Genomic DNA, 19,337 nt, shown 5'->3' with positions numbered 1-19,337 from the left:
GATTATGAGTACAATACAATATCAGAAAATAGGTTTACAGTTGGCTGGCACCAAATCGCGTCAAGGAGGTTTCTCACCTCGCATCGCTATTGGTATGTTGGCAGGTGGTGAAAAAGCTGATAATATGTACCGTGCCACGCTGGTAAGCGAGAATCCCATGTGCGTGGTGCGTCATGCCAAAGATTATATTGTTTATGAACTGATTGACCGCAAAGTACGTCCCTGCGACATTGACACATTGGGCGCATTGGGCATCATCATGACCGTAGCTCGCGATATGCAGTTTGCCGATAGCAAAAGCCCATACGAAGTGCTTCATGAGGTATATGAAAAGTACAAAACTGCTTATATGAAGTGTGATTCCGATGGTGTATACCGCTTTCTCGACATCGAAGTGAATCAGGATGAGTTTACAGAAATTGTGGCTCGCTATCCATTAGAACCTCGACGCGGTACTTATGTCGAAATGAATTCCTCAGGCATGACGGCCACATTGTGTGTGCAATCCGATAAACTCTCTGCCTTCTTCCGTGATACGCAATATCCCGAATTTCACCAGTTCAAAGAGGTGGAAGTGGGTGTGTCATGTGCCACCATCGCAGGATTGGAACAATTGGAAATTCCCCGCCGGAAGAAGTATTCGATTATAGTGAACGACTTGTTGACGGGTGATATAAAAAATGCGGAAGGCATCCTTTTATCGCTTCCTACAGACCTGTTCGATATTTCCAGGATTTTGCACAATACAGCAGATTTATTATACGACAATGTATTCTTCACTTTGTCGCAATTGCAAGAAAATGGAGGAAGACTGGAGATTGCAAAATCTACGGTGGTTCTCAACGAAGACAAGGATTGTATCGAGTGTTCCGTTTACGGTGAACGGCGTTATTATGATATGGAATATACCATCACCGGACTTAATCGCGAGGGACAGAATGCTGTAACCGAACTCATCCGCAGGGGGATAGTGAATATTCAGCTTGACGGTCAGACAGTTCCTTTCACTTCACAAAAAACACGCATTCCGGTTTCACAGGCTTATAAACCGGTGACTATCAACAACCAGACTACCGATTATCTGTTAACTTGCCAGTATGAACACGACAACGAAACGCGTTGCCTGAAAGTGACGATTCAGGGCAAAAAGAAAGAAATAGTTATATCTAACCATCCAAAAGATATTTATGGAGACAATGACGATTCGCATCAGTCACGGAACCCACATTCTTCCCAGTCCAATCGACAGAAGTCCCATAAGCAGAACAATCCGAACGACTCTTTCGATGAAGAAAAACAATCGGATAAGAATGTCTATCATGGTTATGACAAGAAAGGACTGATTCCGTTTATCATCGGCCTGGTTTTAGGGCTTCTCGTTGGTGGCATCATTTCGTGGGTTGTTTGCTCGTCCATAAATAAAAAACAAGGAGATGGAATTAGCGAAGAACAGAATCCCACACCGGTTCTTACCGAAGGAAACGAAATCTCGGCAGCGAATATTGATTCACCTATTGATGAAGTCAATCCATCCGTTACCAGTGTCGATTCACCAATTCAGGCAGAAGTTCATGAAGAAGAAACCGGAACTGATACTATATCAAACGATGAAGCTATTGAAAAAGAAAGAAAACGTAAAGAAAAAGAAGAAAAGTGCAAAGAATTATTGGACAAAATAAACGCCAAGACATTCACTACATTCAGTTTAAATGGTGGCGATTATAAACCATATTTTACGTCTCAACAACGGACAAGGATTGAAGCCGTAACAAATTCCATTCTATATGATAGTTATAAAAATGCTCAAAAGAATAAATTGAAACCACAAATAGCCAGGAAGATTAAAGAAGAGATAGAAAAACAATGGCCCAAAGATGGTTTTAAGACTTTTGATGAAATATATAAGTTCCGCGAAGATGTGATTATGCCATATATCAACAATGAGGATAATTTTAAAAATAATTAGAGATAATGAAAGCACTGAAATTATTAGGCATATTTATAGTCTTTGTCGGCATCTTAATCTTGGCATTGAACTGGGGTTCTCTGTTTCAGAACGCTTCGGATGAGGACGATGATTTTGTGCCAGAGGATAAGATTGATATAACAGCCAAATGCCAGGAAATACGTGACGCTTGGAAAGCTGCAGAGGGCTGGAATGAGGAGCTATATAAGAAAGTCCGAGCAGACATCGATCGTAAGAAGAAAATGGGAATGTTTTCATCTACCGGCTATCTGTCAGTAAACAATGCACTCCACGAATCGGCGACCAACAAAGCCTGCGATGCTTATTTGACGGCTTTGCACGATAAAGATTCATTCAACGATGCCCAGCTCAATAAACATTACCAAGGGGTGTGCTCCTTGAAAAGCTATGAAAGTTTGGATGGCGACTTACGCGTGGATAAAGTAGAAAAACGCCATACACTCTATCGTAAGATTCGTGGATTTGTGAGTAGCCGCCACAATATTGTAGCCCAATATGACACAGCTACTACCCAATGGACTTCGTTCGAAAGTCACCGCCAAGGAATACTCGGCACAGCATCGAATTACAGAGCCAACAGTCTTTATAAGCAAGAGATGACGCACATCCCCGGCTTTGTCCAAGGATTGGATGAGAACTACTTAAGTGATTTGACTCACAAACAACGCTTAAGTTTCTATCAGGGATTGAGCCGTCAGATTGTGATGCATTTTCAAGGCAAGACACCCACGCCTGAGAGTGTAAAGCAACTTGAAGGTGTATACAGGGCGTTTGTTACCGAGGCAAAAACAGACGGAGTCAGTGAATTGGCTGCGTTTAAGATAACCTATCAAGTACCTCAAAACGCTGGCAATTGATTAGCCGATAAATAATGATTGAAAGATAAGAACAATGAGACAAATCAAAATCATCGTAATGCTATTGTTCGGGATTAGCGGTCTGATGGTTCAGGCTCAAGAAGAGAAAGATGTGGCAAAACTGACAAAGCAACTTGCAGAACAGCAAAAACAAGTAGAGTTGCTGAAAGTGAAAGTGGCTACGCTCGACTCAACATTGCAGGCTGAACGGAAAGACGGCAAGTCTGCCCGTTACAAAAAACAAATAGAACAGCTCAAACGAGACAGTGTAGAGCAAGTACGCCAATGGGAAGCCAAACTCCAGCAGGTAATGCAAGAGAAAGACGCAATGCTGATTCAGCACGATGAGCAACACAAGACCGATGCCCAAACGATTACAGCACTGAAGAAACAACTCAACGACCTACAAGTGTTCCGTGCCAAGTGGCTGGCGGAGTTAGCAGGTGAAGTAGATGAAAAATGGCTGAACAAACCCTATACGGCAATAGGTTTGGCACAACTGGAAACCGACTATCAACAATACGAGGAGTTTGCTACAGCCGATACACGTGTAGCTGAAGCCCGTAACAAGCTAAAACCCTTTGTAGAGAACGTCCGCCTCTATGCCCAAGCTACAGAGGCTGTACACTCTCCTTATGACAAAGCTAAGGTGGCATCACTGATTCCCTCCTTGCGCACTTTGTGTGACCGTTGTACCGAACAGCAAGGAGCCAAAGAGGTAAAATCCCTGTTTTGGCAACTTGACAACTATGCCGTGACGGTAGAAATCTTTCAGGATGTCATCAAGGAAATACAGAAAGTGATAAAAAACGAGACAGAGCATCAGTTTGCTTGGCCATTGGTACAAGCTACGTTGGATAAGTTGGAAAAGGAATCGAGCTTCATCACGGCACTCGACGAGATTCCCTGGCTGAAAGAACAGTCGAAAACTTATCGAGAGAGCCTTGCCACAAATTGTGTACAGCCCAATGCCGTAGCCGACAAAATCATGGCATTGGTACCCTAATATGAATCAAAAACGGAAGGAAGATGAACATAAAAATTAAATCGGCCGGTGTATTCTGCCTTATCGGTGATGACTATGATAAGGTATATGTGGCACTGAAAAAACAATTGGGCGATGGCGATGAACAGTTGTTCACTGAGCGTACGCCCGGACATGAGTATCTTCAGTGGGAACTTCCCGGTGAGGGATGGCTACCGTTGGCGCAAGCCGACCTGCTCACCACGCAAGAAGTGCGGCGTGAATTGTTACGTCGCCAGCAAGCGGTAGCGCAGCGCTTTGGAACCAATCAAGCCATGGCGCAAAAGATACTGACTGTGCCCGATGACAACTATATATACTATCAGCAAACCCCTACAGGGCATCTGATGATTCGCCTCACAGCCTGGGGTTATCGCTACCCGGAACGTGTTGGTGGAGGTTCGGCTATTGGTGACTATGTAAATAACAAGGAGACAGCTGATGTTGTCATCGGTGTGGAGAAAGACGGTTTACCGGTGGTCGGACAGTCCTTTTTGCTCAATGGATTCTCCCGCACGACCGATGAACAAGGATTGTTTAAAGTAGGCGAGCTTCCCATAGGTTACCAGTTTGACGTAGAGATAGAGGGTGAACGCAAACACATCACCGTAACGTCCGGAATGGATAAGATTCTTTTTGCCTTCAATACCCCCAAGCCTGACATTGACGAAGACGAGGAAAGGAAGAAAAGAGAAGAAGAGAAAAGGCGTAAAGAAGAGGAAGAAAAGAAACGCCAAGAAGAAGAAAGAAGAAAAGCTGAAGAAGAGAAAAAACGTAAAGAACGGGAAGACAAGGAAAGAGGAAAAGGAGAAGAAGGAGGAATCCTTGCCGATCCTCCTCGCGCCGTCGTAGAAGTGTTTGTCACACTTGATGGCATACCTTATGATAAGGCAAATGTCCGTATGGAATACGTCGGTCACCCAAGTACGCTTATATGCGATGAACAAGGATATGCCGCTACCTCAGATTTCTTTATAACCGATTCTAATGCAGCGTGTACACTTACCATAGATGGAGAGAGCCAGTACCGCCCTTTGACTGAAGGAGTGAACCGGTTCGTCTTCTCGTTGAAAAGAAAATCCGTACCGCCTCCTCCCCCTGCCTCCACACCTTGGTGGACGTATTTGCTTGAAGGGCTGATGGCATTGGGCATTCTCTTCCTGGTTTACATCACCTACTGCATCTGCGCGGGAATGCTTTGGAGCTGACCCTCATCGTTATTTTGTATCACACCCGTGAGTTCAGTGCCCCAAACACTGAACTCCGTTATACCGGTTTACTATTATGAGTGATTTAGGATTTCTGTTTTATACTTATCTGTTTCTTATCAACATCTTGTCTTTCGGCATCTATGCGATAGATAAACGGCGTGCACACTACCATTGTTGGCGTATCCCCGAATTTGTACTTTTAGGTCTGGCTGTGATAGGCGGAGCTTATGGTGCAAGTATGGGTATGTGGCTGTTCAGACACAAGACGCTGCATAGAAGTTTCTTAATCACGGTACCTTTATGCCTGGTACTTTGGTTGCTTGTATTAGCATGGATATGTTACACTAACTCTCCATCAGTATGAATATCAAATTACAAATAGGAGAAGTTGTCCGGCTCATCGACCAACGCTTTCCCATTCAGAAAATCAGCCAACTGATTACGCCCATGGCGCAACAGGTACGCCTGCTCTATCCTGAACCGGAGACAGGAGTAGACTACTTGCAATGGACATTACCCGGCAATGACTGGAAGTCGTATAGCGAAGCTTCCGCTGACGAAGGAGCCGTAGTAGCCGAAGCGTACCGCAAGCGTAGAAACGCATTGGCAACGGCTCTCGATTCATCACCACTGAAGCAGAGCTTGCTGTCAATACCCGACAAGAAGTATATCTATTACCGCAAGAACGGTACGGATTATGACATCGCGCTTGTGGCATGGGGCTATGCCTACCCCAATCAAGCAGCTTGTACCGACCTCACGACCGAATACACACACATCGAGATGCAGGAAGTCAAGATTGGCTTTCAATGGGAAAAGACATTGCTACCCTCCTTTATCTTCCAGTTGGCCGGTTACCAACGGGTCACCTCAACCGATGGCTGGTTCACGGTAGACAACCTCTTGCCTGTGGGAAAGGAACTGATCATCGAACTGTCCAAAGGACGGCTGTTTACGCTGGTTGTAGAGAAGGGTAAGAAAGAATATGCATTCGACCTCACCCGATATTTTTATGTAGATGTAACCGTAACTATGGATGATGCTCCGGTAGAGCAATTCAACTGCATGGTGACCTTCAATGGCAAAACTTATCCATTGACAGAAGAGACGGGAAACGCATCACTCCAGATACCTTTAGCAGGGTCGATAGAAGGAGATATGCTTCAGCCACAGACCGCTTGTGAAGTTTCTTATCAAGATAAGGTGCAACAGCAGACACCCCAATATGCCGACCAACGCTTGCGCTTTGTCTTCTCATTGGAGACGATTCCTCCTGATCCAGGTCCAGGTCCGAAACCCGTACCTCCGGTTCCAGAGCCTCCTAAACCTCAACCGGAACCGAAACCCGCACCGAAACCGGAATTGATAGGTCTCCGGTTGCTCGATTATGGCAGCTATCCGTTGGCAGACATGGATTTCATACTCCACACCAAGAAGAAGGGAAAAGTGCAACTACGCACCGATGCCGAGGGGTATTGCCATATTCCCAAAGATTGGTTTACCAACAAGGAAAAGTATAAAATAACATTCGATATATCGCCCGAATATCAACAATCGCACGATTTGCACGATACAACGCCTCAAAAGAAATAATGATATGAGCAAAGACCATCGATTAAGCAGAATATACTTCACCCAAAAAGTGAAATACAACGAAGAGTACAATCTGTATACCCTGCAGTTGCACCACAAGCGCCGACGTCCTTGGTGGCTACTGCTCCTTTTGCTACTTCCGCTTCTGCTGTTCATCAAGTGCGAAAAGAGCATTACCGTAGAATGCTACGAACCCGATAGCCACCTCGCTATTGCCGGTCAACCGGTAGAAATGGCCTACCAAACCCATTTCCTATGGAATAACGGACAATTCCTGGCCACGGAAGAAGTACGCCGTACGCAGCAAACTGACTCTACAGGAATAACCGTTTTCGAAAAACTGCCTTGTAGTGTATACAGTTACGTATTTCACTGCTTGAGCAAAGTGTCCTTTACCGCCCAAAGCGATTGCCATGCCGCCGCCGATGTGAAGTTCAACTTTCACTATACATGGCATGCCGACCTACCCATGCAACCCCGGCTTGAAGACCTGCACATCATGCTTGTAGACAAGGAGACAGGCGATATCCTGCCCGATGGCGTGCTCGTCTATCAGTATACAGAGCAAGGGAAGGTAAAGACAGATTCGGTCGTGGCAGATGCTTCGGGCATTGCCACAATGCCGCAGATGCGCTACTGCTCGGTGATGAAACAGCTCATAGGAAAATGTTACGGTTATGCCGATACCATTCACACCGAGATACCTTGTCAGATGCTGAAACAGGCAAGCGACAGTATGGCGCTCCGCCTCCGTCCTCTGAAAGAGCGGTTCACCTTCTTCGTGAAGAGCAAAGCCACCCAGCAACCCATTCCCGATGCCGTTTGCACGGTGTCGCTCACCCATCCCGGCAACAGCCGGACAACCACTATGCGCAAAGTAAAAACCAGCATCGACGGTAAGGGCATAGCAGTGTATGACGATGCCTTTGTCCTCTCCACCATTTCTATTACCGCTTCTAAAGTCCACTATAAGGACGGACAACAGGAAGGCGGTCCATGGACAGTAGAGAAGTTCAACCTGCAAAGCGACGACATACGTACGATATGGCTGGAACCCGAACCCTATTTGCAGGAGTTTATAAATATCGACAGCATTTCAAGTGTTCCCATCGCAGGTGTACGCAACGAGATTCTCCTCACTCACCCCGATGGAAAGCAAGAACGTGCTACCGAAACGAGCAACCGCAACGGTATCTTCCCCGTCTCGGCAATGGAAGACGACCGCATACAGATTGTCTCCACCAAGAGTCCGGCATACTATCCCAAGCAATCCGCTTTCCCCGTATTCAAAGAGATTAAAGACAAGGAGAAAAAGATACGTATGCGGCCTGTGATGGAAACGCTGAGATTCCGTACCGTGCGCGAAGAGAAAGCAAACGTGCTACTGCCCGATTGCGACCTGCAGATAAACGGTTCGGAAAGCGGGAAAATGCAACCCTCCAACAGTGGGAACGGTGAGTTTGATGTCGCAATGCGCAAGTACGAGCGTATCTCTATCGTAGCCTCACGCAAAGGATACACCACCAACCGGACGAAAGTGAACAACTGCGACTGGGACTATCTGCGTGTCAATCAAGAGCGGCGCGACATCCCGCTCCACATGGAACTTCCGCCGTGCAGCGGAGGGCAGAATACTCCCAAACAGGCTAATGAAATGAGGCATCAGCGCTCTTATGGCATGGGACAAGAGGAAGGAAACGCTTCTATCTCGGGGGATTTTTACAGTGAGCCCGACCTTCTGACAGTCTATGATGGTCCCGATACTTCCGGCAGGATCTTGATAGGTCCCAACCGCAGTGTGAAAGACAAGTTCAACATTCCCTTTCATTTCACCAAAGGAGCAGTGACAGTGGTAATTTCCACATCACCTCATAAATCGTCTTCATGGGTGTATGTGGTGAATTGCCCGAACTACCAAGTAACACATACACAATAATCGGTTCAGGTCGAAAAGGAATTCAATTCTATTGGTAAACTGGAAATACCTTACGAAAGTCTTACCGAATATGTCGTTAATGCACTTGTACACCGCTCGCTGAATATTAAGTCTCCGATTCGTATTTTTATATTTGACAATCGCGTAGAAATTCATAGTCCGGGAACTTTGCCAAATGGGTTAACTGTTGAGGATGTTAAGAATGGTACATCAATGCCTCGAAATATGTTTTTGTTCACGAATGCAAACTACTTGTTGCCCTATACCGGAGCAGGAAGTGGGGTGCGCCGTGCGCTTGAATACAATCCAAATGCCGTTTTTTCCAATGGAGTAGAAGACAAAGAAATCACTCACGCCGCCAACGAGTTTGTAATTACCATACCTCGCGAAAGTAACCAAGCTCAAGCAGAAAGTAACCAAGTTATGACCGCTAATGAGCGTAAAAGTAACCAAGCAGATAAGGGAAGTAACCAACCTTGCGTAAACTTGGTTACTCGTAAACTGACAAAGAAGGAAGAGGATATTAGAAACTTTTGTTCCGTACCGAGGACCGCACAGGAGATTATGGATAGGTTGAAAATTTCCAATCAATCTAAAAATCGGCAGAAATATATTACGTCCTTAATAGAACTCGAGGTTCTTGAACGTACTATTCCCGAAAAGCCCAACGACCCAAATCAGAAATATCGTCGCAAAAAATAATTGACCGATTTTGGAGACAAACAGATTTTTGAAGATGCCGCCACCTATACCTGCATTCTTCGCATAAAGAAAGAATGAAATCAAAGTATATTGTATCATTCCCTATTGAAAACAATAAAACCGGGAAAAGCAAGAATTGCCTGCTGAAGAAGAAGCATGGTGCACCAGACGGTGTGGAATGGTCCTTTGTGTTCTCCTAGTATGAGAACGAGAGGTGACTCAGCATCCCCCAAAAGAATGGGCAGTCTATGAATACCACTCTTAGAAAAGTTTATTGGAAGAAATTGACAAAGCGCTAACAAACAGTCTATTACCACATATCATTCAATTTGTGTAACGCTTTTCGCAAAAACGTTTTTTTAGTTGAAAGAACTCCCTTACCTTTGCCACGTCTTAAGCTTAAAACACAAAACTAACTTTATTTATTAACCTTTTAAAACGACAAGATTATGGCATTTCGTTATGTAGTAAGAAAGAGAATGGTGGGCATTGGTACCGCCAAAACAGAAAAGTATGTGGCTGCTTCTTATTCTGTGGCAGACATTGATTTCGACAGATTGTGTGACCAGGTAACCAGTCAGGGAATGATTCCCAGAGGTATCGTAAAAGCAGTGCTGGACGGTATGGTTGACGCGCTTTGCACCTACGCCAGCATCGGGGCAACCGTGCGGCTGGGCGATTTTGGAAGCATACGACCCGGCTTGAACGGCAAAAGCCAGGAAGAGGCAAAGTCGGTAACGGCAGATGTGGTTTACCGTCAGAAATTGATTTTCGTACCGGGACAGCGGTTGAAGAACATGATGAAGCAGTCGGGGATCACGCGACTGGTGACCGACGAAGTGGTTGTACCCAAAGAGGAAGAAGGAAACGGAGGTTCTGGAGACGGCGGCGACCAAGGAGACAATCCGTTGGGCTAAATCGGAGAATGCTCCGTCAGGAGTAAAAAAGTGAACAGGGAGGTGAGGTACAAGAGTACGTTGCCTCCCTTGTTTTTTATCGGGTATGGATTCCGTTGAATTTATTTTATCCCCCTAACGTTTGCCAATAGCTTTTTTTATTTACATTTGCAGTTGTATATCAAGAAAAACGATTCATGGAGAGACTGAATACCAAATATATAAATGTGAACGGCACGCTGCTGGACCTTTCCACTCCGTGTGTGATGGGGATTTTGAATGTCACCCCCGACTCTTTCTATGCCGGTAGCCGGATGCAGACCGAAGTGGAGATAGCCCGACGAGTGGAACAGATTGTGACGGAAGGAGCCGGAATCATTGACATCGGCGCTTATTCTTCCCGCCCCAACGCCGATAATGTATCGGCACGCGAAGAGATGGAACGGTTGCGCACCGGATTGTCCGTGCTGCGCAGGGTGAAGCCCGATGCGGTGGTCTCGGTAGATACTTTCCGGGCGGATGTGGCACGGATGTGTGTGGAGGAGTATGGCGTTGCCATCATCAACGACATTGCCGCCGGCGAGATGGACGAAGAGATGTTCCGCACAGTTGCCGAACTGAACGTGCCTTACATCATGATGCACATGCAAGGCACGCCGCAGGACATGCAGCAGCATCCCCATTATGACAATCTGCTGAAGGAGGTCTTTCAGTATTTTGCCCGGAAGGTGCAACAACTGCGTGACTTGGGCGTGAAGGACATCATTCTGGACCCCGGCTTCGGCTTCGGCAAGACGCTGGAGCATAACTACGAGCTGCTGAACCATCTGGAGGAATTCCGCATCTTCGAACTGCCTTTGCTGGTGGGCGTATCCCGCAAGTCGATGATTTACCGCCTGCTGGGCACCACGCCGCAGGAGTCGCTGAACGGCACCACGGTGATTGACACCATCTGCCTGCTGAAAGGTGCCGACATCCTCCGCGTGCACGACGTAAAAGAAGCAGTGGAAACGATACGGATTGTGGAAGCCATGAGGAACAGTTGACAATTGATAAATCATAAATTATAAATCTTAAATCATCCCCGTCCCGTGTTTTTTGAATTTAGCATAAAAGATTTTATAGACATACTGCTGGTGGCATTCCTGCTGTACTACACGTACAAGCTGATGAAGGCTTCCGGCTCCATCAATGTGTTTACCGGCATTCTGGTGTTTATCCTGATATGGCTGGTGGTCTCTCAGGTATTGGAAATGAAGCTGCTTGGCTCCATCTTCGACAAGTTGGTCAGTGTGGGCGTGCTGGCGCTCATTGTCTTGTTTCAGGACGAGATTCGGCGTTTCTTGCTGACACTGGGTTCGCATCAGCATGCCAGTGCCTTGGTGCGCTTCTTCACCGGAAACAAAAAAGAAAAGCTGGCACATGAAGACATTATGCCGATTGTGATGGCGTGTATCAGCATGGGCAAGCAGAAAGTCGGCGCCCTGATTGTAATGGAACGCAACATGCCGCTGAGCGACGTGGTGCGCACAGGCGAAACCATCGACGCCAACATCAACCAGCGGCTGATTGAGAACATCTTCTTCAAGAACAGCCCGCTGCACGACGGAGCAATGGTCATCAGCAAAAAGCGCATCAAGGCGGCGGGATGCATCCTGCCCGTTTCCCACAACCTCGACATCCCGAAGGAACTGGGTCTGAGACATCGTGCGGCGATGGGCATTTCGCAGGTATCAGATGCCCATGCGATTATCGTTTCCGAAGAGACCGGAGGCATATCCGTAGCCTACAAAGGGCAGTTCTACCTGAGACTGACCGCCGAGGAACTGGAAAGCCTGTTGACGAAGGAGAGTTGAAAGGGAGATTTCTTATAGAATAAATAAACAAAAAACTTATAAGTATGGACAGAAGAAATTTTTTACGGACCGGCGGACTGGCAGCGTTGAGTGCACTTGCTGCACCATCGCTGGCCATGCCTGCATCAGTGCGCAAAGCCTTGGGAGCAGACAAGCAGTCGGCCGTGGCTTCGGCAATGGCTCATTTCGGCGTGACAGAAGCCGACCTGAAGAAGGTGATGGCGGCTGCCTTGGAAAAAGGCGGCGATTATGCCGACCTCTATTTTGAGCATACGTTTGACAACAGCATCGCCCTGATGGACGGAAAGGTGAACAGGTGCAGTTCCAACATAGACTTCGGCATGGGCGTGCGCGTGCTGGCCGGAGACCAGACAGGCTATGCCTACGTGGAAGGCGTAACCCTGGACGAGATGTTGCGTGCCGCACGCACAGCCGCACGCATCGCCTCTTCGGGCAAGGCGGGAAAATCGGTGGGCCTTACCGAGAAGGCATTGCCCAAGAGTCGTTACTCCGTCAGCGAACCGTGGGAAGAGACAGGTATCAAGACCAAGATTCCTTATCTGGAAAAACTGAACGAAAAGATTTTCTCTTTGGACAGCCGCGTGCGCAAGGTGCAGGCTTCGCTATCGGACAGCACGTCGCACGTGTTGTTCTGTAATTCCGAAGGCGTGAGCTACTACGACTACCGCCCGATGGTCTCCTTCGCGGCAGTCTGCATCATGGAGGAGAATGGAAAGATGGAGAACAGCTATGCTGCCCGTTCCTACCGTAAGGGCTTCGAGTTCCTGACGGACGACATCGTGGACGTGCTGGCGCGGGAGGCAGTGGAGAAGACCGCCATCCTCTTCAAGGCAGTGAAGCCCAAAGGCGGCGAAATGCCTGTAGTGATGGGTGCCGGAGGTTCGGGCATCCTGTTGCACGAAGCCATCGGACACGCTTTTGAGGCGGACTTCAACCGCAAACGTACCTCCATCTTCTGTGACTTGCTTGGCAAGAAGATTTGCAACGAGCACATCAACGTAGTGGACGATGGCACGATTGCCTTCAACCGGGGAGCCGTGAACTTCGACGACGAAGGTGTGGAAGGACAAAAGACCTATCTGGTGAAAGAGGGCGTGCTGACCAGCTACCTGCACGACCGCATCAGCGCCAAACACTACGGTGTGACACCCACCGGAAACGGACGCCGCGACACATTCCGCAACGCACCCATCCCCCGCATGCGCGCCACCTACATGGAAGCGGGAAACATGCGCGAGGAAGACATCATCTCCACCGTGAAGAACGGCATCTATTGCGACCAGTTCACCAACGGGCAGGTGCAGATTGGAGCCGGCGACTTCACCTTCTTCGTGAAATCGGGCTACCTGATAGAGAACGGCAAACTGACGCAACCCGTGAAGGACATCAACATCATCGGCAACGGACCGAAAGCCCTGGCCGACATCACCTTGGTGGCGAACAACGACAAGATAGACAACGGCACGTGGACCTGCGGCAAGGACGGACAATCATGCCCCGTCACCTGCGGCATGCCATCGGCACTAGTCAGCAAACTGACGGTGGGAGGAGAAAACTAAATTCAATGGACAATGGATGATGAGATAAAGAAAGGCACTTCCGCTTTCCGGTCGTTGATTATCCATTCCCCATTCAACATTGAATTACCAATTATAAATTATCAATTGAAAAGCAATGATTACAGACGATAATAAAAGACTGGCCCAGTGGGCAATGGACTACGCCCTGAAGAACGGTTGTCAAGCAGCCAAACTGGTGCTATATACCAATTCCAATTCCTCTTTCGAACTGCGCAATGGCAAGATAGACCGCCTGCAACAGGCCACCGAAAACGGTTTGGGAATACAACTTTACGTGGACGGACGGTTCGGGTCTCTATCCACCAACCGATTGGATAAAAAAGAACTGGAGCACCTCATCGCCAATGGCATCGAATCGACCCGCTATCTGACCGAGGACGAGTCGCGTGTATTGACCGACCCCACCCGCTACTACAAAGGAGGCAAGCCCGACCTGCAACTTTTCGACAAGAAACTCCACGACATCAATCCCGACGACAAAGTGGCAATAGCCCGTGCCGCAGCCGAAGAGGTGATGGGAAAGGATGAGCGCGTCATCTCGGTAGATTCTTCCTACAGCGACGGTGAAAGTTCCTCCTACCGCCTGATAAGCAACGGGTTTGAAGGTGAGTCGAAAAGCACGTGGTTCTCCGTTTCGGCAAGTGTCTCCATCAAGGGAGAAGGGGAAGCGCGCCCGCAGGATTATTGGTACGACTCGGCGCTGTTCTATGACAAACTGACGAAGACAGGCATCGGTGCTAAGGCACTGGAACGCGTGCTGCGCAAGCTGGGCCAGAAGAAAGCGAAGTCGGGAAAATATACCATGGTGGTGGACCCCATGAACGCAGGACAGCTCCTCGGCCCGATGCTGAACGCGCTCTATGGTTCGGCCTTGCAACAGCGGAACTCCTTCCTATTGGACAAGACCGATGTAAAGGTAGCTTCCGACCTCTTCACCCTAAGAGACGAGCCGCACGTGGTGGGTGCCACCGGCTCACGCTATTTTGACAATGAAGGCGTCGCCACCGAACCGCGTGCCATCTTCGACAGAGGTGTGCTGAAAACCTACTTCATAGATACCTACAACGCCAAGAAGATGAACATGGCCCCCACCATCAGCAACCCCTCGCGCCTGATTCTGACACCGGGCACTAAAGATTTGAACGGACTGGTGGCCGACATCGAGCAAGGCATCCTGGTGACGGGATTCAACGGCGGAAACAGCAACAGCAGCACGGGCGACTTCTCCTACGGTATCGAAGGCTTCCTGATTGAGAACGGAAAGCTGACCCAGCCGGTGAACGAGATGAACGTAACGGGCAACATGCTGACCCTGTGGAACTCACTGATAGCCGTAGGCAACGACCCACAGCCCAACCGATCCTGGCAGATTCCGTCACTGGTGTTCGAAGGGGTGGACTTTAGCGGACTTTGATAAACGGATCTTAAAAAAATAAGCATCCCGTCCTTTCGTCATTGATTATTGAAAGGACGGGATTTTTTTGTGCCATTTACCGACGTCAATCCATCATCAAACTCATATAAGCCCTCTCCCCCGCCAGCATCCTCTCGGCAAGCTCACCGACACTGACCGTCGGGCAGCTGCCCGGCAGACGCTTGGCACTCTTTTCGCATTTCCCGTCCTTCACCCGGTAGTAGCCGTTGTTAAGGGGCACCTGCTCGTCGGTCAGGCAGAGACTGAGTTCCACTTCCGGATGGGCGGCGGCATAGATCCTGAGCATCGTTTCGGCATGGATGACGCGTGCCATGCCCAGCGGACGGCTGTCGCCGCAGACGGACGGAACCACCACCCGGAGGGAGGGGACGCGAAGCCGCCGGCAGACGAACTCCAGCAACAAGGTCTCCGCCTCGGGCGTGTCCGACACGATTTCGCCGATGCGCCAGCCGCCTTCTTCAAGGGGATAGGCGACAGCAAGTGCCGCGATTCTCCCTTCGCGGTTCAGGGTGCCGACAAAGCCCCGGCTCAGGCGCAGGTCGGCCATGACCACACGGAAGTCGGCGGCGGTATGCTGGAGGCAGCAGGAGCGTTCCCGCAGCTTGCGGCTGAGGTATTCATAACTCTTCTGTGCGTATGCGTCGGACATTTCCAGCGTGAAGGAGGTGTCGGCAACAGGGGCCTCGGCAGCAACGAACCTCTTCTCCGCATAGCCGAACACGGGAGCGTAGCCGCTACGGGCATAGTAACCGAACAGCCAAGGCTCCGCCGGAATCAGGGTGGAGAGAAGGACACCGCCGCGCCGCATCCGGGCGAAGGCTTCGGTCAGCAGTTCGCGCATCAGGCCCCGGTTGCGGTGGTCGGGGTGCGTGCAAGCGCCCGATATGTAGCCCGTAGAGATTTCTTCTCCCCCGAAGGTCATGGGAAAGGGCAGCACCTGCAAGGCGGCAACCACCTCCCCGCCACTTTGGAGGGCCACGTTGACATCATCGCTATAACGCAGGCGGAAATAGAGTTCGGTGAACTCCTCGCTGTCGTGGAAGCAACGCTTCCATAGTTCTTTTATCTTCTCTCGCATGTTCATTGTCAGGGTTAAGACATCCATCTCTGTTCGAGGATGGAAAGATATAACAAAAAAACAGATAACTCACACCGGAAAACAGTTCAAGCTGCCTTGCAAAGTTGTAAATCCTCTATCTTAAACTTTATCTCAGCAGCCGGGATGTATATCTCAGCAGCTGAGATGTACATCCCGGCACACGAGATGTATATCTCGCGGCGCGAGATGAAGTTTTCAGGCTGTGTTTATCCTCTTTTCAAGCGGGGAAACGGGTTTTCTTACCGTCACCACTTGATTTCACCTACCGGTTCTTCTTTCAGGCAGGCCATGTACTTCTCCAGAATGACGGCGGGCTGGTAAGAGAGCTTTGCCCGGCGCAGGCCTTCGATTCCCAAGTCTTCTTCGCGGTTGATGTAGAGATATTGTTCGGGGATGTGGTTGGCGAACTCGTAGTTTATCATGGCGTAGGCACCGTCAATCTCGGTATCGGCCTTCTCCACATGGATGCCGAAGGTGTCGCGGTTGATGGGCATGCCGAAGGTGAAGGCGGCAATCTGCCCGTCCACGTGCAGGATGCCTCCGGTCAGTCCCAGCTCCTCAAAGTGATGGAGGGCATAGACCAGGGCACGGCGCTCGTTGCCCGTGCCCTCGTGCTGGTCGCAGTGGTTGGCTCGGCACCACCGGGCTTCCAGTTCCAGACACTCGGCGATGCGGTCGGGGGTGATGGAGGTGTACTCGTAGTGGTAGGTGCGCCTGAACTTGTTGACGTGGTTCCGCTTTGCCTGCAACTTCTTCCCGGCGAGGGTGGCGAGGTCGCTGCGCAGGTAGAGGTAGTCGGCATAGTCGCGGTCGGCCGTGAAACGGAACCTGCCGGGCATGATGGCTTCCAGTTCCGAGCACATACCCTCGCAGATGCCCAGCAGGCAGAAGGGCTGCCCTTCGCGGCGCGCGTCGGCCATCAGGACTTCCAGCGCCTTCTTCAGGTCGCCAGTGCCTATCGGCATCATATAGACCAGTTCCCCGTCTGCCCAGAACTTCAGAAGCAGGAAACCGTCCATGACGGCAAACTTCGTATTGTACAGAAACCTCCAGCTGCACAGGTTGGAGAACGACAGGTCGCAGTTCCTCCGCGGGCTGTCCAAGGTATAGCGGGTGATGAGTTCCCGGTCTTCTAATGTGACGTCTTTGAATGTAATCATACTTTGTTTTTTAAAGGGAGTTAGAAAGAGTTAGAGGCCGATACTCCGACTTGCGCAAGTGGGACTATTGGCTTTTAACTCCCGAATAACTCCTTCACCTCTATAACAACTCCGGAGCGTTTTTGTTAAATCAGCCCCAGCAATCGCAGGATGGTGGGTGTCAGCAGGGCGGTGAAGATGCCGTTCAGCGTCAGGCCCAGGCTGGCGAACGCGCCGTATTTGCGGCTCACATCCATCGCCGTGGAGGTGCCCACGGCATGGGCGGCTGCACCCAGCGAGAGGCCTTGTGCCATGGGGCTGTCTATACGGGTCAGCTTCATAGTCTTGAATCCGAGGATGCCTCCCAGCAGACCTACGCTCACCACCACGGCGGCTGTGAGCGAAGGGATGCCTCCCAACGGCCGGGCCACCTCCATGGCGATGGGAGTGGTGACCGACTTCGGTGCCAGTGAGAAGATGATTTCGTCCGGCGCCCCCATCAGCTTGGCTATCAGCACCACGGAGACAACGCCCACCACACACCCCGCCAGCTGGGAGAGGATGATGGGCAGCAGCTGTTTCTTGATGGTCTCCAGTTGGAGGTAGAGAGGCACGCCCAGTGCCACCACGGCGGGCTTGAGCCAGAACTCTATCAGCCGTCCGCCCTCGTTGTAGGTGTCGTAGCTGATACCTGCCGTTTTCAGGAAGAGGATGAGCAGGGCGATGGTCAGCAGGATGGGGTTCAGCAGCAGGATGCCTGTCTTCTTCTGCAACAGTTTGGCCAGGAAGAAGACGCCGAAGGTGACGGCAAGCAGGAAGAATTCGTTTTCTAAGAAGTTCATTTCAGACGACGTGTTAATTGGTGAACCCATCCGGTGACGACAATCACCAGCAGGGTGCTGACTATGGAGGAGATGACTATGGGCCAGAACTCGGCGGCGATGATGTCGAAATAGAGCATCAGCGCCACGCCGGGGGGAACGAAGAAGAATCCCAGATTGGCTACAAGGAAGTCGGACATGCCTTGCACCCAGTGCAACTTTATCCAGCCCAGCTTCAGGAAGAGGGTGAGGAGCAGCATGCCGATGATGCTGGAAGGCAGCTTGATGCCCGTGAGGTGAACCACCAGTTCACCCAGGGCAAGACATCCGAAGAGGATGGCGCATTGACGAATCATACGTTTATTATACCTATTGTTTGTATGTTGAAAACGCGGCAAAGGTAGAAAATCATTGGATAGGTTGGATAGGGAAAGAGGAGGAATTATATTAAACGTTCGCATTTTTTGCGAACTTCCAAAGAAAGTCTTTATCTTTGCGGGAAAAAGAGACAGATATGGAGATTATTTTCCAAGAAGACTATCTTCGGGAAATGTACGATACGGGGAGAACGGATGAAAAACATCGCTTTCAGCCTCAAATCATACGGAAGTATATTCGTGTGATAGATTTGATGCGTGATACGTCGAATGTTTTAGGGCTTATGCGCTACAATGCGTTGAATTATGAGAGACTGAAAGATGATAAAACAGGACTTTCATCAGTAAGAGTGAACGACCAGTATCGCATTGAATTTAAAGAATATACTAAAGACGGGGAGACCGTTGCCACTATATGCCGGATAACAGATTTGTCAAACCATTATAAATGATAGCTTATGATAACAATACCGGGCGTTGACCCTAATATGATTGCAAACAACCTTGAACCCGCATTCCCTACGCATCCGGGGGAAATATTGAAAGAGGAAATAGAATACAGGGGGATTTCCCAACGCAAGTTGGCGGAACAAATGGGTATAGGCTATTCTGTGTTAAACGAGATTTTGAATGCGCGTCGTCCCATCACCGAGAAAACCGCAATGATGTTTGAGGCGGCATTGGGGGTAGAAGCGGAACCCTTAATGCGTCTTCAAATGAGATACAATGTGCGTATGGCTCAAAAAGATAAGTCGTTCATGCAGCGTTTGGATAACATTCGCAAGATTGCCGCTATCCTTTAG

19 protein-coding genes are annotated in these 19,337 nt (G+C 49.4%); 15 read left to right on the top strand and 4 right to left on the bottom strand.

Annotated elements, in window-relative coordinates; translation table 11 throughout:
- Nucleotides 1–4 precede the first annotated feature (4 nt).
- From K2G43_RS11300 to K2G43_RS11240, 13 genes are all read left to right on the top strand, one after another.
- The gene (locus tag K2G43_RS11300; protein WP_300155246.1) at nt 5–1,966 is read left to right on the top strand and encodes a hypothetical protein; all 1,962 of its coding nucleotides are present in this window, start codon (nt 5–7) and stop codon (nt 1,964–1,966) included.
- A gap of 5 nt (nt 1,967–1,971) precedes the next feature.
- Entirely contained in the window at nt 1,972–2,844 is an 873-nt protein-coding gene (locus tag K2G43_RS11295; protein WP_300155243.1) for a hypothetical protein, read from the top strand.
- 34 nt (nt 2,845–2,878) lie between these two features.
- Complete coding sequence (locus K2G43_RS11290) at nt 2,879–3,850, top strand: hypothetical protein (protein WP_300155240.1); 972 nt, start codon at nt 2,879–2,881, stop codon at nt 3,848–3,850.
- Between the two features lie 23 nt (nt 3,851–3,873).
- On the top strand, nt 3,874–5,076 hold the full coding sequence (locus K2G43_RS11285; protein ID WP_300155237.1) for a hypothetical protein: 1,203 nt from the start codon (nt 3,874–3,876) through the stop codon (nt 5,074–5,076).
- A gap of 76 nt (nt 5,077–5,152) precedes the next feature.
- The gene (locus K2G43_RS11280) at nt 5,153–5,443 is read left to right on the top strand and encodes a DUF1294 domain-containing protein (RefSeq protein ID WP_300155234.1); all 291 of its coding nucleotides are present in this window, start codon (nt 5,153–5,155) and stop codon (nt 5,441–5,443) included.
- Nucleotides 5,440–6,672, top strand: coding sequence for a hypothetical protein (locus tag K2G43_RS11275; protein ID WP_300155232.1), 1,233 nt, complete (start codon nt 5,440–5,442; stop codon nt 6,670–6,672). The genes K2G43_RS11280 and K2G43_RS11275 overlap by 4 nt, the downstream gene beginning before the upstream one ends.
- 4 nt (nt 6,673–6,676) lie before the next feature.
- Nucleotides 6,677–8,608 carry a hypothetical protein gene (locus K2G43_RS11270; protein ID WP_300155228.1) on the top strand — a complete coding sequence of 644 codons (1,932 nt, stop codon included), beginning with the start codon at nt 6,677–6,679 and terminating at the stop codon, nt 8,606–8,608.
- 30 nt (nt 8,609–8,638) lie between these two features.
- The gene (locus K2G43_RS11265; protein WP_366525050.1) at nt 8,639–9,310 is read left to right on the top strand and encodes an ATP-binding protein; all 672 of its coding nucleotides are present in this window, start codon (nt 8,639–8,641) and stop codon (nt 9,308–9,310) included.
- A gap of 449 nt (nt 9,311–9,759) precedes the next feature.
- On the top strand, nt 9,760–10,227 hold the full coding sequence (locus K2G43_RS11260; RefSeq protein ID WP_297645557.1) for an HU family DNA-binding protein: 468 nt from the start codon (nt 9,760–9,762) through the stop codon (nt 10,225–10,227).
- Between the two features lie 176 nt (nt 10,228–10,403).
- A complete protein-coding gene (gene folP / locus K2G43_RS11255; RefSeq protein WP_300155224.1) occupies nt 10,404–11,252 on the top strand; it encodes a dihydropteroate synthase in 849 nt (282 codons plus the stop codon).
- 45 nt (nt 11,253–11,297) lie between these two features.
- Nucleotides 11,298–12,062, top strand: a complete 765-nt coding sequence (cdaA, locus tag K2G43_RS11250; protein ID WP_300155221.1) for a diadenylate cyclase CdaA — start codon at nt 11,298–11,300, stop codon at nt 12,060–12,062.
- A 44-nt stretch (nt 12,063–12,106) separates the two neighbouring features.
- Nucleotides 12,107–13,642, top strand: a complete 1,536-nt coding sequence (locus tag K2G43_RS11245; protein WP_300155218.1) for a TldD/PmbA family protein — start codon at nt 12,107–12,109, stop codon at nt 13,640–13,642.
- Nucleotides 13,643–13,757: 115 nt separating this feature from the next.
- Nucleotides 13,758–15,077 (top strand): TldD/PmbA family protein, encoded by a 1,320-nt coding sequence (locus K2G43_RS11240; RefSeq protein ID WP_300155215.1) that lies wholly within the window; start codon nt 13,758–13,760, stop codon nt 15,075–15,077.
- A gap of 85 nt (nt 15,078–15,162) precedes the next feature.
- Here the strand turns inward: K2G43_RS11240 and K2G43_RS11235 are convergent, their stop codons facing one another.
- From K2G43_RS11235 to K2G43_RS11220, 4 genes are all read right to left on the bottom strand, one after another.
- Complete coding sequence (locus tag K2G43_RS11235) at nt 15,163–16,203, bottom strand: GNAT family N-acetyltransferase (protein ID WP_300155212.1); 1,041 nt, start codon at nt 16,201–16,203, stop codon at nt 15,163–15,165.
- A 239-nt stretch (nt 16,204–16,442) separates the two neighbouring features.
- The gene (locus K2G43_RS11230) at nt 16,443–17,357 is read right to left on the bottom strand and encodes a phosphatidylglycerol lysyltransferase domain-containing protein (RefSeq protein WP_300155209.1); all 915 of its coding nucleotides are present in this window, start codon (nt 17,355–17,357) and stop codon (nt 16,443–16,445) included.
- A gap of 125 nt (nt 17,358–17,482) precedes the next feature.
- Complete coding sequence (locus K2G43_RS11225; protein ID WP_300155206.1) at nt 17,483–18,178, bottom strand: LrgB family protein; 696 nt, start codon at nt 18,176–18,178, stop codon at nt 17,483–17,485.
- Nucleotides 18,175–18,513, bottom strand: a complete 339-nt coding sequence (locus K2G43_RS11220) for a CidA/LrgA family protein (protein ID WP_300155203.1) — start codon at nt 18,511–18,513, stop codon at nt 18,175–18,177. The genes K2G43_RS11225 and K2G43_RS11220 overlap by 4 nt, the downstream gene beginning before the upstream one ends.
- Before the next feature lie 158 nt (nt 18,514–18,671).
- Between K2G43_RS11220 and K2G43_RS11215 the strand changes: the two genes are divergently transcribed.
- Together K2G43_RS11215 and K2G43_RS11210 are read left to right on the top strand one after the other, a co-directional pair.
- Complete coding sequence (locus tag K2G43_RS11215; RefSeq protein WP_300155200.1) at nt 18,672–18,986, top strand: type II toxin-antitoxin system RelE/ParE family toxin; 315 nt, start codon at nt 18,672–18,674, stop codon at nt 18,984–18,986.
- A 6-nt stretch (nt 18,987–18,992) separates the two neighbouring features.
- Nucleotides 18,993–19,337 (top strand): HigA family addiction module antitoxin, encoded by a 345-nt coding sequence (locus K2G43_RS11210; RefSeq protein WP_300155197.1) that lies wholly within the window; start codon nt 18,993–18,995, stop codon nt 19,335–19,337.

It is taken from the genome of Bacteroides sp. (genome assembly GCF_029057325.1).
In the GTDB taxonomy this organism is placed as follows: Bacteria; Bacteroidota; Bacteroidia; order Bacteroidales; family Bacteroidaceae; genus Bacteroides.
This window is presented reverse-complemented; position numbering and strand designations above follow the sequence as displayed.